Here is a 16,491-nt window from a genome sequence, read left to right on the forward strand (position 1 = left end):
ACGTCGCCGGCGTCACGCGACCCCTGACCCCAGCTTGGGGTGTCGGAAACAGGGCAGTCGGTCCTCCTGAAAGCGGAAGGTCGGCAGTGCGACCCTGTCCCTGACCACCAGCTCGAACAGAAAGGAAGCCCCGAACGGATCAGCGTTCGCGGCTTATTGATGTTCGCTGACAGCGACAGCAACGTCAGATATGGAGGCCCGGTAGCGGTTGGCGGAGGACGGCAACGGGCTCCCGTGGGGAGATCGGATACTGAGCCGGCTGTCCCGTCCTGCTCGCTCGGGTTGTGCGCTGCGATGGATTGTCGCCGGCGGCAGCATGGTCCTGGCGCTCTGGGATGGGTGGTCCCATTAGTTCGTAGATGAGGAGGGTGCCGTCTACGCGTCGGGCCAGAGTCCATAGTCGGGTGCTGTTCGGTTCTGGGAGGATGTCCACGATTCCCGCCCAGCCCCCTCCCGGGGGCAGCGTTGATCTGGTCATGCGGGCGCCGCGGAAGTTGAGCACGTACGACTGCGCGTGGGCGGGGTTGGCGGCGACCCACACGCCGCCGACCCGGTCCGCACGGACGGCCGGCAGCCAGGTCTCGGCCAACGGCAGATTGAGCCACCTCCACGCGGTGCCGTCCCAGCGGGCGATCAGGCCGCGGTCGGGCACCTCGCAGGACCCGGACCGCGCGAAGGTGCCCTGCGTCACCAGCCACACGTCGTCGTGGGCGCGGGCCGCCATGCCGTAGAAGTCGCCGGCGGGGGAAGGGGGGCAGCCAGGCGCGGGAGGCAGGGGAGCGGTGACCCATCCGGAGCCGTTCCGCCGGATCGCCGTCGTCGCTCCCGGGGGATGGATCAGTGCCCATGTCTCGTCCCCGTCGGGGGCGGCGACGAGCGAGATCTGGTCAAGGTCGCCGTACGGGCTCGGCTTGGGGACCGGTTTCCACGAGTGGCCGTCCCAATGGCTGAGTCCGGATCCGGCGTAGTCGTCCAGGCCGCCGTGTTCGGATGCCCAGACGTCGTCCTTGGCTCCGACGGCGACGGATCCACGCTCGTACTTGCTGGTCCACGGGCGGGACACCCACTGGCCGTCGGTCAGCTGGAAGGGGCGGTCCCCGGAGAACAGCCACAGGTCGTCCCCTGAGGGGGAGGCGGCGAACCGCGCGTTGTCGGCGCTGACGCCCTGCGGTAGCACGGTGGTCCGCCAGGAGGCGCCGTCCCAGCGGAGCATCGTCGAGCTGATCTGCTGCCGGTCGTGCTGGAGGAGGGCCCAGGCCTGTCCCTGGCCTGTGGCGCCTATCGTGCCGGTCCATCCCCGCATCGCGTACGTGAGCCGCCACGTGGCCGGCGACGTCGTCTGCACGTCCGCGCCGCAGACCGCGAGCAGGAGGACGAGTACCGTCGCAAATCTCACGAACGATCACGCTATATCGCACGAAGGGCGCCATGGGCGGACGGCTGACTGCAAGTAGCCGCTGGGGAGCAGGGGGATCGCTGCACCTGAGAAGGCGGAAGGTCGGCAGTTCGAGTGGCGCCTTCGTCTTGATCGCGATCAGCCGGTCGGGCGCCTCGGGGTGATGGCGTCGGTGCGCCACGGAGGCTGCCGCCGTGGCGGCGCCGGGCCTCAGCGGACTTCACTGCCCATGACCCGCGCCCGAGGTCAACACGATCGTTCCGAGCGTTGACGCCAGTGTCGCAACCATCGGACGTGCTGTCGCGATGGTCGTCAGGCGCTTGTCCGGCTTCCTGGCGTGCTGTGGTGAGGTGGCTTCGGCGGCCGTCGGGGAGATGCGTGGTGGTGGGTGTTCGTGGAGGGGCTTCGCCAGGGATCAGGGCTGGAAGAGGGAGTTGAGTTCGGTGAAGTCCAGGGTGTCGGCCAGGGTGTCGAAGGTGCCGGTGGTGAGGAGTTCTTCGGCGGCTCTGCGGGCGGCGGTGTAGGCGGTCTGGGCGAGGGCGGTGCCCAGGCTGATCCGGCGTACGCCGGCCTGGGTGAGTTCGGCGACGGTGGGGCCGCCGGCAACGGCCATCGCGTTGACCGGGAGCGGGGACTCGGCGCAGAGGGTGGCCAGCGCGTCGAGGTCGAGGAGGCCGGGGACGAAGACGCCGTCGGCGCCGGCCTCGGCGTATGCCGTCGTGCGCTTGAGCACTTCGTCCAGGCGGCCGGCGGAGGGGCCGATGGCGAAGAGGAAGACGTCGGTGCGGACGTTGACGAAGAGTTCGGGGAGACCCGCTGCGGCCGCCGCCTCCCGGGCGGCGTGCAGTCTGGCGGTCTGGTCGGCGAGGTCGAACAGCGGGCCGCCGGCGGCCTGGGAGTCCTCCAGGTTGACGCCCACCGCGCCCGCTCCGGCCACGGCTCGGACGGTGTGCGCGACGTCCTCGGGGGCGGGGCCGTAGCCGCCCTCGATGTCGACCGTCACGGGGAGGTCCACGGTGTTCACGATGCGCCGGGCGGCGTGCAGCATCTCGTCGCGGGTGAGGTGCTGGCCGTCGCCGCGGCCGAGGGACCAGGAGACGCCGCCGCTGGTCGTGGCGATGGCTGTGGCGCCGGCTGCGGCGATCACGGCGGCGCTGGCGGCGTCCCAGGCGTTGGGGAGGATCAGTACGGAGTCGGCGTGGAGCTTTCTGAACAGATCAGCCTTCTTCGTCGCCGCCGCATCGGTGGAGGGGAAGTTGTCCACAGACATGTGGGTGACCGCCTTCGGGGTGTTCGGAATCCGGCACCATGGCTCGGTGGGCGCCTGGTCCGGGATGTTGCCGGGCCGCGAGGCAGGCGTCCATTGATTAAGCTCTGACCGAATCGTGGACCCGCGGGAGGCGGCATGAAGGCGCGGCTGGCCTTTTCGGTGAACGATCTGGCCGAGACCAGGTTCGCCGTCTCGGCCATGTGGGAGGTCGTCACGAGTTGCCGGGCGCTGGCCGGGGCCACGGTGCCCCATCCTCATCGCGGGTGGGCCGGGCAGGTGCGTCCCCGGCTCGCGGCGGCGGGGCTCGATCGTGGCTGGCTGGCCGACATGGTGGCGTCCGTCGGCCATTTTCCGGACTTCCTCAATCCGACGACCGCGTCCCACGAGCTGCCCGACGAGCTGGCGGCCATCGAGGCCACCGACCCCGAGCAGGTACGGCGCGACCTCGACCTGCTGTCCGCCGAGCGGGACGGCCGGTTGCCGGCCCGGTTGCGGAGCCTGCACCGCCACCCCCGGGCGTACCTGCCCAAGGTCGTCGCGGAGATCGAGACCTACTGGGAGCTCGCGATCGCGCCCTACTGGGCGCGCATCCGGTCGGTGCTGGACGCGGACGTCTTCCACCGGGGCCGCCAGGTGGCCGAGCACGGCACGGCGCGCACGCTCGACCAGCTCCACCACACCGTGCGCTGGGACAGCGGCGGCCTCCAGCTGGCACAGCGGCACTGTGCGATCACCAGGATCGAGACCGGTGCGGGGCTGCTGCTCGTGCCGTCGGTCTTCGCCTGGCCGCGGGTGCTGACGCGGTCCGTCGCGTCCGAGCCGCCTCAGCTCGCCTACCCGGCGCGTGGCATCGGCGCGTTGTGGGAGTCGCGCAGGCATGCGCCCATGGACGCGCTCGCCGCCGTGATCGGCCGTTCCCGGGCGTTGATCCTGGCCGAACTCGACTCGCCGGCCTCGACCACCGAGCTCGCCGAGCGGTCGGGGATGTCCGCGGCGGGGGTGTCGCAGCATCTCACCGCGTTACGGGCCGCCGGGCTGACCAGCACCCACCGGGCGGGCCGCACGGTGTTCTACGCCCGCACGAGCCTCGCGGACGCCCTGCTCACGGCCCAGGTGTGAACCGGGGGTCGTTGCGGGTGCGGGCCTGGTCAGCCGGGGGCGTGCTGTGCGGCCGCGATGGCGCTGACCTTTTTTGTCTCGATCATCCTGACTATTGTGATCCCCACTGTTCGGGGGGAAGGCGGGCGATGGACGAGGGTGGGGCCGAGGCGTTCCTGGGCAGCCGGTACGTGCTGCTCGACGAGATCGGCGCCGGGGCGATGGGGACCGTCTGGCGGGCGCGGCACCGGGAGACCGGCGAGATCGTGGCGGTCAAGCTGTTGCGCAGCAACCTCGCCGGCGACCAGGACCTGGTGCTGCGGTTCGTGCAGGAACGCAACGTGCTGCGCACCCTCCGCCATCCCCACATCGTCACGATGCGCGACTTCGTCATCGAGGGGGAGCGGCTCGCGCTGGTGATGGACCTCGTCGAGGGCGGGGATCTGCGCGGCCTGCTCCAGCAGCACGGCACGCTGCCGCCGGCCAGGGCCGCCGAGCTGATGGCCCAGGTCGCCGAGGCGCTGGCGGCGGCGCACGCGGCGGGCGTCGTCCACCGGGACGTCAAGCCGGGGAACGTCCTGATCGACGGGCCCACGGGGCAGGTGCGGCTGACGGACTTCGGGGTCGCCCGGATCGTCCTCGGGCCGGGGCTGACGCAGACCACCTCGATCATCGGCACGCCCACGTACCTGTCGCCCGAGGTGGCCGACGGCGGCACCCCCACGCCGGCGGTGGACGTCTACGCGGCCGGGCTGATCCTCTACGAGCTGCTGGCCGGGCGTCCGCCGTTCGTGGGCGAGCATCCGATGGCCCTGCTCCGGCAGCATGCGATGGCCGTGCCGCGGCGGTTGCCCGGGATGCCCGACGTCCTGTGGTCGGTGATCGCGGCCTGCACGGCGAAGGATCCGGCGGCGCGTCCGGCGGCCGGGCAGGTGGCGGTGGCGCTGCGGGAGGCGGCGCCGGTGGTGGCGGGGCTGGCCGCCTTGCCGCGGGTCGGCAGGGCCGACGCCCCGTCCGCGACGTCAGAGCCGCTCCCGGGACCGCCGCCTGGGCCGCTCTCGGGAGCGCCGCCTGGGCCGCTCCAGGGGTCGGTGCCGGGGTCGGTCCCTGGGCTGCCGTCTGGGGCGCTTCCGGGGTCGGTGCCCGAGTCGCTCCCGGGGCCGCCGCTCGGGGCGTCGCCGGCCGCCGCCGCTGGGCCGCCAGGTGAGCCCGTTCGGGGGTCCGCCTCGCGCGCGGCCTCCGGGGATGTCGCAGGGGCCGGGGCGGCGTCGGGCGTCGGCGGTGGGGACGGCACGGTTCCTTCCGCCGGGCGGGGTGCTGCCCAGTCCGGCATGGTTGCTTCCGCCGGGCCGGCCGCCGCCGCTCAGGCGGGCACGGCGGCTGTGCGGCCGCCCGGACGGTCCCGCCGGCGGCTGGTCGTCATCGCGAGCACCACGACGGCGGTGGCGCTGGCCGCGGCGGCCGTGGCCGTCATGGCCCCATGGCGGACGCCGGGTGCGGGGGCCGTGAACGACGCGTCCGGGCTCTCGGCGTCCAGGCCGGCCGACGTGGCGGGCACGGCGACGCCCGTCGAGTCCGGGGTGGCGAAGGAGAGTCCCGTCCCGTCGGAGGCGGACGAGGAGACGTCCGGCGCCGAGGACGAACCGCTCAAGTCGTCGGCGAAGAAGACGCCGAAGGAGCCGGTCAGCACGCCGGCCACGGCCGTCCCGAAACGGACGGCGGGCGCGGCGACGGACCCCACGGCGAACCGTACCGCCGACCCCCGCCGGACGTCGGCCGGCCGGAAGACGGAGGCCCCGCACACCGTGGACCCCGGGACCGACGGCGACGGCGCCCCGCCGCGCAACTCCCAGCCGGACTGGAAATGCCGCTCGTGGATCACCGCGGGCGACGGTTCGGGCGTGGAGATGTCGCCCTGCATGGCCATGGTGGGCGACGTCTTCTATCTGATGGGACGCATCCGAGGGGCGAGCTCGGTCCGCTCGGACGTGCACGTCCAGCTCTACGACACCGACGCGGACCGCAACGCCTCCCAGCCCTTCACCTGCTCCGGGCTGTCCCCGCGGAACGATGGCGAGGTCGCCACCTGCGGGCCGTTCACCACCACCGCACCGGCCATCCGGGCCAAGCACGACGTGCGGCAGCGGTGGCGCCGGACGGGGACGGCGGCGTTCGGCGGCGGCGCGGAGAGCCCCTGGATGTTGTGGTGACAAACCAGACCGCACGACTGGAAAAGGCTGGATCGGAAGAGGCTGGACAGGGAAGCCCGTCGCCGCGCACCCGGCCCCGCTCACGCGTCCGTGATCAGGGGCCGGGGCGCGGCAGGCCGGGTCACTGTCTGGTGGTGCAGACGGTTCCGTTGAGGGTGAAGACGGTGGGCAGGAGGTTCGGGCCGGCGTAGTTGCCGACGAACCCGATCGTGGTCGAGGCGCCCGTGGCCAGGGAGGCGTTGCCGGGCTCGCTGACGGCCTTGACGTTCGAGCCGGTCTGGGTCCAGGTGGCGCTCCAGCCGCTGCCGAGGCTCTGCCAGGGCCTCGGCCAGGGGAAGCTCAGGGTCCAGCCGTTGACCGGGGCGCCGTTGTTGGTGATCTCGACGGCGCCGACGTAGCCGCTGGCCCAGTCGGTCTGGTCGGTGAATCGGACGGCGCAGGAGCTGGTCGCCGGGGTGCCGGTGGTGAAGGTCAGGGGCGGTGAGGCCCAGGAGACGCCGCCGCCGCTGTCGCGGGCGATCACGTTGACCGTGTAGGTGGTGCCGGGCTTGAGGTTGCCCACCGTGTAGGAGGTGCCGGCGGTCTCGCCGAGCTGCTCGCTGACGGCGCCGTTCTGGCGGTGGAGCTCGTACTTGACGATCGGGCGGGCGCCGGGGGCGGCGGCGGGCCAGGAGACGACGGCGGTCCGGTCGGTGACGTTCGAGGCCGCCGGACGGCCGGGCGCGCCGGGCAGGCCGGCCTGAAGCGCGGCGGGACGCACGACGACGGTGGTCAGCGAGAGCGGCGGCAGGGTCTGGCCGGTGGCGGTGCCGGTGGTCGCGGTGGTGATGGCGGTCGCGCCGTTGACGTGGGTCAGCACGGTGGGCGCGCCCGCGGCCGGCGTGAAGCCCGCGTAGTCCACGGCGACCGGGTACGACGTGTCCGGCGAGCTGTTGATCAGCATGACCGCCAGGTCGCCGTTCGGCCGCCGGACGGCGTGCGCGCTGACCTTCGGCTGGTCGGTCGCCGCCGTGACGAACTGGTCACCGGGCCTGGCGAACAGGCTGACCATCCGCAACGCGTGGTACGGCGCGAACGGCGTGTTCAGCGGCGGCTCGCAGACCCCGGAGGAGTTGCAGACCCCGCTGGACAGCAGCCCGAAGTCGCCGTAGTCGGTGTGCCCCTCGACCTCGGTGACGTTGCCGATGCCGTTGTGCACGTTCCACCAGTCGACGGTGAACACGCCGTTCGCCAGCAGGCTCGCGTAGGCGTCGGCGGCGGCCAGGGCGCCGGGCTGGGTGTTGGTGCCGTTGCTGCTGGAGCCGGTGTTGAACTCGGTCATCGCGATGCCGATGCGGTCCGAGCCGGGCCCGGCGTACGCGGCGAGCTGCTGCCGGGTGAGCCGGATCATGTCGGGGACCTGACCGGCCCTGTCCAGGGCGCCGGGGTACCAGTGCAGGATCACGAAGTCGATCTTCGGCCCGGCGAGGGACAGGACGACCTTGTTCCAGCTCCCGTCGTCGCCCTCGGCGGTGATGGCGTCGGGCCAGTTGGCGGGGGTGGTCAGCACCGCGCCGATCTTGATCGTCGGGTCGGCCGCCTTCATGGCGTCGGCGTAGGCGACGACGTGACGGGCGTACTCGGCCGGGCTCTTGTCGGCGTGGTCGTCGGCCTCCCAGGCGCTGCCGTAGTGGCCGTTGCCGTAGTTCTCGTTGCCGATCTCCCAGTACTTGACGCCGTAGCCCTTGGTGACGTTGGCGTGCCGGACCCAGGCGGCGGCCTCCTCGGCGGTGCCGGTGCCGTAGTTGGCGGTCACCATGGCCTGCGCGCCGGTGCGCCGTACGCCGCGCATGAAGGTGTCGAAGTCGGTGTTCGGGGCGACGTACCCGCCGGGGGCGGTGTGGTCGGCCCAGTGGTAGATGTCGGAGTAGGAGCCGCCGGGGTAGCGCAGCAGCTTGACGCCGGCGTCCTTGAGGAGGTCGGCGGTCTGGTCGGTGCCCAGGTTCGCGTCCCAGATCGCATGGTTGGAACCGATGCCGGTCTCGGGGGCGGTGGCCAGGGCGGCGCGGGCGTTGACGGTCACCGTGACGGGGGTGACGTCGTCGGCGCGCGCCGGGGGAGCGATCAGCGTGGTGAGGGTCAGGAGGGCCGCGGTCGCGGCCCTGGGCAGGATCTTGCCAGGCATCGGGGTACCTCGCCGTGGGTAGCGGTATGGCTCGACGCCCCCTCCTGACCAGGAGGCAAGCATGATCATGCGACGTGGGGTCCGGCCCGTCAATCGGCGCTGAAACTTTCACGTCGGCCAGGCTTGAGCGGGCGTGCCGGTCACGCGGCCTTGCGCGGGCCCCGGCCGGTCAGGCGGGCTTGAGCGGGTTCCAGCCGGTCAGGCGGGCTTGAGCAGGCCTCTGTCGTAGGCCGCCGCGACGGCCGCCGCCCGGTCCTTGACCTCCAGCTTGGCGAAGACGTGCAGCAGGTGGGTCTTCACGGTGGCCTCGGTGACGAACAACTTCCTGGCCACCTCGCGGTTGGTCGCGCCGCGGGCGATGAGGCCGAGCACTTCGAGCTCCCGCGGGCTCAGCGCGCGCTGCTCCGGGGGGTGCGCGTGCCGTGTCAGCACCCCGGCCACGGCCGGTGACAGCACGCTCTCGCCGCGGGCCGCGGCCAGCACGGCCCGGCGCAGCTCGGCGCGCGGCGTGTCCTTGAGCAGGTAGCCGGTGGCGCCCTGCTCGATCGCGGGCACCACGTCGGCGTCGTCGCCGAAGGTGGTCAGCACGAGCACGTGCGTGCCGGGGCACTGCTCGCGCAGCCGGCGGATGAGCTCGGCGCCGCTCGGCCCCGGCATGCGCAGGTCGAGGAGCACGACGTCGGGGGCGGTGCGCAGGGCCACCGCGAGCGCCTCGGCGCCGTCGGCCGCCTCGCCGACCACCTCGAAGCCGTCGGTCTCGAAGATGCCGCGCAGCCCGTCGCGGACCACGGGGTGGTCGTCGACGATGATCAGGCGTACCGGCATGGGCTCACGTTCCCGGGTCGGCGGGGATGGCCGGAACGGTAGCGGAGATCGCCGTGCCCTGGCCAGGGGCGCTCTCGACGGCGAGGCTGCCGGCCAGCCGGGTGACCCGCTGCCGCATCGCCACCAGCCCGAACCTGCCGCCCGAGCCCGGGGTGAAGCCCGAGCCCGGGGTGAAGCCGGACCCGTCGTCGCGGACGTCGAGCGCCACCACGTCCTCCATGTACGACAGCGTGATCCCCACCCGGGAGGCCCGCGCGTGCTTGCCCACGTTGGCCAGCGCCTCCTGGGCCACCCGCAGCAACGTGCTCTCCACCTCGGTGTGCAGCGGCCGGGCGTCGCCGGTGACCGACACCGAGGCCGGCACCTCGCAGGTTCGCGACCAGGCCGCCGCCACCTCCGCCAGGGCGGTCCCGAGCTGCGCCGCCGTCGCCAGCGGCGCCGGGCGCAGCGCCTGGACCGAGCGGCGGGCCTCGGTCAGGCTCTCCCTGGCCAGCTCCCGTACGGTGGCCAGCCGCGCGCGCACCGCGGGCGTCGCTCCGGCGGCCTCGTCGGCGGCCTCCAGCTGGGTGAGGATGCCGGTCAGCCCCTGGGCCACGGTGTCGTGGATCTCCCTGGCCAGCCGTTGCCGCTCGCCCAGCACGCCCGCCTCGCGGGCCTGGACCAGGAGCCGGGCCTGGAGGTCGGCGTTCTCCTCGGCGAGCGCGGCCAGCCTGGCGCTCTTCTCCTTGAGCTGCGCGTTCTGCTCGGAGACGGTCTGGAAGACCAGCCCGGTCATGGACGCGACCAGCACCCCGACCACGAAGGAGGCCAGCAGCTCGACCGGGGTGCGACCGGCCGGCGGACGGGCGGCGACCAGCGTCCCGACCGTCACCGCGACCCCGGCGTACGCCCACAACCCGGGCAACAGCGCGAAGCACTGGACGAACATCCCCACCCCGGTCACGGTGAAGACCGGGTCGATCCGCACCAGCGCCGCCACCACCGCCAGCAGCACCACGAAGTACCCGGCCACCACCCACGCCCGCGCGCTCCAGCCGGGACGGAATGCCACCACGAACCAGTGCCAGGCCGCCGCGAACAGCGCCAGGGCCAGCACCTCGACCCTCCACGTCCGCAGCAGCGAGAACAGCGCGGGAAGCAGCACCAGCAGGTACGGCAGGGCCGCGGTGACCCGCTCCCACCGGCTCACCACCGCAGGGCCCTCACCGCGAGGCCGCCCGCGACGACGCTGACCGCCACCATGATCCCGAGGGTGAGCGGCGGGAGCGCGCCGGCCGACCAGCCGTCGCGGATCGCCTGGACGGCGGGCGCCATGGGCGTCAGGTCCCCGATCGCCCGCATCGACCCCGACATGGTCTCGCGCGGGATCACCGCGCCGGACAGGAACACCATGGGGAAGAACAGGGCGAGCCCGATCACCGTCGCCGCCCGCCCGCTGGGGGCCAGCGCGCCGAGGAGCAGCCCGACCGCGCCGAGGCTGAGCGCGCCGAGCAGCCAGGCCAGCAGCACGCCGGGCAGGCTGGCGGGCGCGCTCAGCCCGTAGCCGGCCACGCCCAGGACGACCAGCAGCACGCTGCCGAGCACCGCCAGCAGCATGTGCGCGGCCCACTGGGCGCCGCACAGCATGAACGGCGTGGCGGGCGTGGCCCGCAGCCGCTTGAGCACCCGGCGCTCCCGGTACTGGGCCAGCGTGGCCGGCAGGACGACCAGCGCGGCCAGCCCCACGACGAAGACGGTCAGCATCGGCACGGTGGCGTCGACCAGCCGCTCGCCGCCGGGCAGCGGCCGGTCGCCGCCGCGCAGCTTGACCCAGAGCATGACCAGCGGGAAGCCCAGCGCGAAGTACGCCGACATCGGGTCGCGCAACCCCAGCCTGAGCTCGACGGCGACGACTCTCGTGAAGCCCTTCATGCCTCGGCCCTCCCGGTCAGCGTGAAGTAGGCGTCCTCCAGGGAGGCGGCCCGCGCCCGGCCGATCAGCTCGCGCGGGCTGCCCTCGGCCACGACCCGGCCGCGGTCGACGACGGCGATCCGGTCGCACAGCGCCTCGGCCTCGTCCATGAAGTGGGTGACCAGGACGACGGTGATCCCCCGGTCGCGCATGGCCCGGATCAGCCCCCAGGTGGTGCGGCGGGCGTCGGGGTCGAGGCCCGTGGTCAGCTCGTCGAGCAGGACCACCTCGGGGTCGCCGACCAGGGCCAGCGCGATGAACAGGCGCTGCTTCCAGCCGCCGGACAGGCCGCCGAAGCGGGCGTCCTTCCTGTCGGTGAGGCCCCATTCGTCCATGATGGCCCGCCAGTCGGCCGGGTGGTCGTACAGGGAGGCGTAGAGCCGCAGGGCCTCGCCGACCTTGATGCCGTCGGGCAGGGCGGCCTCCTGCAACTGGGCGCCGACGCGCTGGAGCAGCGCGCGCCGGTCGGCCTGCGGGTCGAGGCCCAGCACGCGCACGCTGCCGCCGTCGGGACGCCGCAGCCCGGACACGCACTCCACGACCGTCGTCTTCCCGGCGCCGTTGGGCCCGGCGAGCCCGAAGATCTCGCCGCGTTCCACGGTCAGGGAGAGGCCGTCGAGGGCCCGGGTGTGCCGGTAGCTCTTGCGCAGGTCGTCGATCTCGATGACTGTCATGATCCGAGCATCACGCGGGAGCGGCGTCCCGCCCATCCACCGATCGGTGGATGGGCGGGACGCCGCCGCCGGGGGTCGTCACTTCGACAGGTAGAGGGTCTTCCAGGTGCCGGCGTACAGGCAGTTCAGGGACGGCTTGGAGCCCTTGCCCTCGGCGCAGACCTTCAGCTCCACCTGGTAGACGTCGTGGTACTCGAAGGAGAACCGCTTGGCGGAGCTGTAGGAGCAGTTGCGGATGCTGCGCTCCTTGTTGGGCAGGTTGCTCCCGTCGCGGTAGGTGATGCGGAACACCGCCCAGCCGCAGGCGGAGTCCTTGCGGGTCGAGTCGGTCAGCTTGCCGGAGATTCGCACCGCGTCGGCGGTCGGCAGGTCGGCGTGGTCCTCGCCGGTCGCGCTCAGCGAGCCGGTCGCCTTGGCGGCGTGCCCAGGGGCGTAGTAGGGACCCCACGGAGCGGCCGAGGCGGCCTGGGCGGGGGAGGAGGCGAGCGCGACCAGGGCTGCGGCGGCGACACCGGTCAGGACGGCGGCGGTACGGGAGGCGGTCATCGAGGGGTTCCTTCCTCTCTGGGATGACCACACAGTGCATTGGCCCGATTTCAACCGGCTTGCGGGGCCGCTTGCAAACTAGTTGTATTTGTACTGCCGCGTCGCGACCCGGTGGGAGCCGTTGTAGACCGACGCGCGGTACATGCTGATCGACTGGTCGCCGTGCTCGGCCTTGCCGCAGGTGTTGAGTCCGGCGAGCTGGTGGATCTCGTAGCGGGCGGTCGGGTCGCCGGCCACGAAGTACTCGGCCCGCGCCTGGTACTCGTCGGCCCTGGTGTCGCAGGCGAAGACGTACGTGTCGCGCTCGTGGAAGCACACGCTGGCCCCGCCCTTGGTGTACGAGCACAGCTCCGAACGGCCCCGCGCGGCGGCCGGGGTGACGCCGGTGTCGCGCTTGACCGGATATTTCGTGAGGTTGCGGACGGTCTTCCAGCGGCCCACCCGGACGCGGTGGTTGCCCTCGTACACGGCGGCCCGGAACGTCACCGTCCTGCCGATCTCGCGGGTGCCCCGGATCTCGCCCTTGCCGCCCAGGTTGTGGATGACGTACTTGGTGCCCAGGTACTCGTTCAGGTGGTACTCGACGGCGGCGTGCAGCTTGTCGTTGCGGGTGTCCTCGACCCAGATGCCGGGCCGGTCGCTGCCGTCCGGGCCCACGCACACCTCGGCGCCCTTGACCCGCATGCAGGCGGGCTCGGCGACGGCGGCGGGGGTGGCGGTCGGAGCGGTGGTGGTCAGGGCGGTGGTGGTCACGGGGGCCGGCTCCTGGACCGCGGCGGCGGCGGCCGGGCGGGCCTCGCCCCGGGCCACGGCCCCTCCCGTGGTGAGCGCGGCGGCCGTCATCACGGCCATGGCTACGAGTTTGCGACCTGACGCCACTTCGGTCTCTCCAGTCTCGTGGATCACACACCGGGCTGTGCTTGAGTGTGACGCGGAAAATGCCGGAGTGGTTCGGAAATATGCGATTTGGGCCTTCGGTAGGTTGGACGGATGGCGGACCGGCATGCGTGACGAACGGCTGCGGGAGATCGCGGCGAGACTGGCGGAGGTGCCCGGCGTGGTGGCGGTCGCGCTCGGCGGCAGCCGGGCGCGCGGCACGCACCGGCCGGACTCCGACATCGATCTGGGCCTGTACTACCGGGGGCCGCTCGCCGTCGGCGACCTGCGCGCCCTCGCCCGGGAGATGACCGGCGAGCCGACCGAGGTGACCGAGCCCGGCGGCTGGGGCCCGTGGGTCGACGGCGGCGGCTGGCTCACCGTCGAGGGGTGGCGGGTTGACTGGATCTACCGCGACCTCGACCGGGTGCGCCGCGTCTGGCGGGACTGCCGCGCCGGACGGTACGAGATCGGCGTCCAGCCGGGCCACCCGCTGGGCTTCTACTCCCACGCCTACGCGGGCGAGGTGGCGCTGTGCAAGGTGCTGGCCGATCCGTCCGGCGAGCTGGCGGCCCTGCGCGCCGAGACGGCCGCGTACCCGCCCGCGTTGCGCGAGGCGCTGGTCCAGGGGTTGTGGGAGGCCGGCTTCTCGCTGACGATCGCCGGATACGGCGCCGCCGGGCGCGACCCGGTGTACGCCGCCGGGGCGCTGTTCCGCGCGATCGGCGTCGCCTGCCACGCCCTGCACGCGGCCGACGGCGCCTGGCTGATCAACGAGAAGGGCATGGTCGCCGCCGCCGACCGGCTGCCCTCGGCGCCCGCCGGCTTCGGCGAGCGGGCCCAGGCGCTGCTCGCCTCCGTCGGCGGCACGCCGGAGGAGATCACCCGTACGGTGGCCGCCGCCGAACGGCTCGTCGCCGACGTGCGGGCCGCCTGCGGGGTGTGATCAGGCGTGCTCCCTGGCCCTGGCGGGGGCCAGCGTGGTCAGCAGCAGCAGGAGCGCGCTCTGGGCGAGCATGCCGGGCGCGAGCGGCGGGGCCGGGCCGACGGACTTGGTCAGCGCGTACCACCATTGGGTGAGGGGCGAGAGGGTCTGCCAGGTGTCGGCGTAGCGCGGGTCGAAGGCGCCCGTCTCATGGTTGGCCGAGATGTGCGCGTACACGCCGTAGGCGGAGGCGAGCAGCACCACCAGCGCGATCCCGCGGACGACCTTGAGCGTGAGGGGCGAGGCGTCCAGGGCCAGCAGCACGAGCGCGGCCCCGAGCGCCAGCAGCGCCACCCAGGGGACGAACTGCTGCCAGGACTGCCAGTGGCGTTCGAAGGCCAGCTCCAGGCCGGCGCCCAGGATGCCCAGCGCGACCAGCCCGAAGAGCCCCAGACGTACCGTGACGGCGCCGAGCCGTCCGATCTGTGTTTGCGCGTTCGTTGGAGGCACGGGCACCACGGTGTGCTCCCGGTCTCAGAGACATCTCAGGAATACATGAACGTTCAATGAGAATCACGAATCGTCCGCCGTTTCCGGACAAGCGTGACTTAAGGGATCATAGGGACGTGAGCGTACTCGCGGTCATCTCCTCGGTGCTCGCCCTCGTCCTGAACGGGCTGATGGCGGGCGTGTTCTTCGCCTTCTCCACCTCCGTCATGCCCGGCCTGGACGCCGTGGGGGAGGAGGACGCGGCGGCCGCCATGCGCAGCATGAACAGGAAGATCCTGAACCCGGGCTTCCTGTCGACGTTCACGCTCGCGCCCGTGGCCTCGCTGCTGGCCGGCGTGTTCCTGCTGATCGGCGGGGACGGCGGGCCGGCCGTCCTGGCGTTCGCGGCGGCCGTCGTCTACTTCCTGGGCTCGATCGCCGTCACGGCCGCGATCAACGTGCCGATGAACAACGCCCTGGAGGCGGGCGACCTGGCCTGGCAGGCGTACGCGCCGCGCTGGACCCGGTGGAACACGCTGCGCGGCTGGGCCTCGGCGCTGGCCGTGGCGCTGCTCGGCGTCGCCCTGTACGTCTGGGCCTGACCCGGCCGGATGCATCCCGATGGACGAGCACCGGGATGCGCATCCGCGCGACGGGATCACATGTTGATCATGTGGCCCGCGAGGCCGTGGATCGCCTCCTTGACCGCTTCGCCGAGCGTCGGGTGCGCGTGCACGTTGCGCGCGACCTCGTGCACGGTCAGGTCCCACTGCTGGGCCAGCGTGAGCTCCGGCAGCAGCTCGGTGACCTCGGGGCCGATCAGGTGGGCGCCGAGCAGCTCGCCGTGGGTGTTGTCACTGATGATCTTGACGAACCCGGCGGTGTCGCCCAGGCCGTGGGCCTTGCCGTTGGCCGTGAAGGGGAACTTGGCCACCTTGACGTCGTAGCCCAGGTCGCGGGCCTGCGCCTCGGTGTAGCCGAAGCTGGCCACCTGCGGCTGGCAGTACGTGGCCCGCGGGATCATCACGTAGTCGAGCTCCATGGTCTCGGCGTCGCCGATGGTCTCGGCGGCGATGATGCCCATCGACTCGGCGGCGTGGGCCAGCATGAGCTTGGCGGTGACGTCGCCGATGGCGAAGATGTGGGGCACGTTCGTGCGGCAGCGGCCGTCGACGGCGATCGCGCCGCGCTCGGTGAGCTGCACGCCGGTCTTCTCCAGGCCGTAGCCGTCGACGCGCGGCTGGAAGCCGATGGCCTGCATGACCTTGTCGGCTTCGAGCACCTGGGTCTGGCCGTCGCGGGTGACGGTGACCTTGACCGAGCCGCCGGTGTCCTCGATGCCGTCGACGCGGGTCGAGGTCAGCACCTCGATGCCGAGCCGCTTGTAGCGCTTGGCCAGCTCGGCCGAGACCTCTTCGTCCTCCAGCGGCACGACCCGGTCGAGGAACTCCACGATCGTGACCTTGACGCCGTAGTTGTGCAGCACGTACGCGAACTCCACGCCGATCGCGCCCGCGCCCGCGATGATGATGCTGCGCGGCAGGTTCTCGGTGAGGATCTGCTCCTCGTACGTCACCACCCGCTCCGACAACTGCGTGCCCGGGATCAGCCTGGTGGTGGCCCCGGCCGCGATGATGCAGTGGTCGAACGTGATCGTCTCGTCGTTGACCTGCAGGGTGTTGGCGTCGAGGAAGGTGCCGCGCCCGTCGTACTCGGTGATGGCGTTCTTCTTCATCAGGTAGTGAACGCCCTTGACCCGGCCGTCGGCCACCTTGCGGCTGCGCTGGAAGGCCGCGCCGTAGTCGAAGCTCACCTCGCCGCTGATGCCGAACGTCTTGGCCTCGTTGTGGAAGATGTGGGCCAGCTCGGCGTTGCGCAGCAGCGCCTTGGACGGGATGCAGCCCACGTTCAGGCAGACGCCACCCCAGTACTTCTCCTCGATGACCGCGGTACGCAGCCCGAGCTGGGCGGCGCGGACGGCGGCCGTGTATCCTCCCGGACCCGCGCCGAGAACGACGACGTCATAGTGAGTGCTCATGACTCGGACCATACCGCCCGCCCCAGGTCA

15 protein-coding genes are annotated in these 16,491 nt (G+C 72.4%); 4 read left to right on the forward strand and 11 right to left on the reverse strand.

What is annotated here, in order from left to right; genetic code table 11:
- Positions 1-184: 184 nt before the first annotated feature.
- A complete protein-coding gene (locus tag ABT158_RS35155; RefSeq protein WP_352360973.1) occupies positions 185-1,396 on the reverse strand; it encodes a hypothetical protein in 1,212 nt (403 codons plus the stop codon).
- 415 nt (positions 1,397-1,811) lie between these two features.
- Positions 1,812-2,666: an isocitrate lyase/PEP mutase family protein gene (locus ABT158_RS35160; RefSeq protein ID WP_352360975.1), complete on the reverse strand. Its 855-nt coding sequence runs from the start codon at positions 2,664-2,666 to the stop codon at positions 1,812-1,814.
- 135 nt (positions 2,667-2,801) lie between these two features.
- Between ABT158_RS35160 and ABT158_RS35165 the strand changes: the two genes are divergently transcribed.
- A complete protein-coding gene (locus tag ABT158_RS35165) occupies positions 2,802-3,785 on the forward strand; it encodes an ArsR/SmtB family transcription factor (protein WP_352360977.1) in 984 nt (327 codons plus the stop codon).
- Between the two features lie 128 nt (positions 3,786-3,913).
- Positions 3,914-5,974: a serine/threonine-protein kinase gene (locus tag ABT158_RS35170; RefSeq protein WP_352360979.1), complete on the forward strand. Its 2,061-nt coding sequence runs from the start codon at positions 3,914-3,916 to the stop codon at positions 5,972-5,974.
- A gap of 121 nt (positions 5,975-6,095) precedes the next feature.
- Here ABT158_RS35170 and ABT158_RS35175 read toward each other — a convergent pair whose 3' ends face one another.
- The 7 genes from ABT158_RS35175 to ABT158_RS35205 all read right to left on the reverse strand — a co-directional run bounded on the left by ABT158_RS35175 (position 6,096) and on the right by ABT158_RS35205 (position 12,985).
- Complete coding sequence (locus tag ABT158_RS35175; RefSeq protein ID WP_352360980.1) at positions 6,096-8,138, reverse strand: cellulose binding domain-containing protein; 2,043 nt, start codon at positions 8,136-8,138, stop codon at positions 6,096-6,098.
- A gap of 198 nt (positions 8,139-8,336) precedes the next feature.
- Positions 8,337-8,963 (reverse strand): response regulator, encoded by a 627-nt coding sequence (locus tag ABT158_RS35180; protein ID WP_352360982.1) that lies wholly within the window; start codon positions 8,961-8,963, stop codon positions 8,337-8,339.
- A gap of 4 nt (positions 8,964-8,967) precedes the next feature.
- Entirely contained in the window at positions 8,968-10,155 is a 1,188-nt protein-coding gene (locus ABT158_RS35185) for a sensor histidine kinase (protein ID WP_352360984.1), read from the reverse strand.
- A complete protein-coding gene (locus tag ABT158_RS35190) occupies positions 10,149-10,874 on the reverse strand; it encodes an ABC transporter permease (protein WP_352360986.1) in 726 nt (241 codons plus the stop codon). The genes ABT158_RS35185 and ABT158_RS35190 overlap by 7 nt, the downstream gene beginning before the upstream one ends.
- Positions 10,871-11,587: an ABC transporter ATP-binding protein gene (locus ABT158_RS35195; protein ID WP_352360988.1), complete on the reverse strand. Its 717-nt coding sequence runs from the start codon at positions 11,585-11,587 to the stop codon at positions 10,871-10,873. The genes ABT158_RS35190 and ABT158_RS35195 overlap by 4 nt, the downstream gene beginning before the upstream one ends.
- A gap of 78 nt (positions 11,588-11,665) precedes the next feature.
- Positions 11,666-12,133 carry a hypothetical protein gene (locus tag ABT158_RS35200; protein ID WP_352360990.1) on the reverse strand — a complete coding sequence of 156 codons (468 nt, stop codon included), beginning with the start codon at positions 12,131-12,133 and terminating at the stop codon, positions 11,666-11,668.
- 78 nt (positions 12,134-12,211) lie between these two features.
- Positions 12,212-12,985, reverse strand: coding sequence for a hypothetical protein (locus tag ABT158_RS35205; RefSeq protein ID WP_352360992.1), 774 nt, complete (start codon positions 12,983-12,985; stop codon positions 12,212-12,214).
- Positions 12,986-13,136: 151 nt separating this feature from the next.
- Here ABT158_RS35205 and ABT158_RS35210 point away from each other — a divergent pair, with 151 nt between their 5' ends.
- A complete protein-coding gene (locus ABT158_RS35210; protein ID WP_352360994.1) occupies positions 13,137-13,955 on the forward strand; it encodes a nucleotidyltransferase domain-containing protein in 819 nt (272 codons plus the stop codon).
- Here the strand turns inward: ABT158_RS35210 and ABT158_RS35215 are convergent, their stop codons facing one another.
- Complete coding sequence (locus ABT158_RS35215) at positions 13,956-14,444, reverse strand: hypothetical protein (RefSeq protein ID WP_352360996.1); 489 nt, start codon at positions 14,442-14,444, stop codon at positions 13,956-13,958.
- A 116-nt stretch (positions 14,445-14,560) separates the two neighbouring features.
- Here ABT158_RS35215 and ABT158_RS35220 point away from each other — a divergent pair, with 116 nt between their 5' ends.
- Entirely contained in the window at positions 14,561-15,025 is a 465-nt protein-coding gene (locus ABT158_RS35220; protein ID WP_352360998.1) for an anthrone oxygenase family protein, read from the forward strand.
- 56 nt (positions 15,026-15,081) lie between these two features.
- Here the strand turns inward: ABT158_RS35220 and lpdA are convergent, their stop codons facing one another.
- Entirely contained in the window at positions 15,082-16,461 is a 1,380-nt protein-coding gene (gene lpdA, locus ABT158_RS35225) for a dihydrolipoyl dehydrogenase (RefSeq protein ID WP_352361000.1), read from the reverse strand.
- Positions 16,462-16,491: the final 30 nt, after the last annotated feature.

Origin of the sequence: Nonomuraea sp. NPDC001636 (assembly GCF_040298265.1) — a bacterium.
GTDB lineage: Bacteria > Actinomycetota > Actinomycetes > Streptosporangiales > Streptosporangiaceae > Nonomuraea.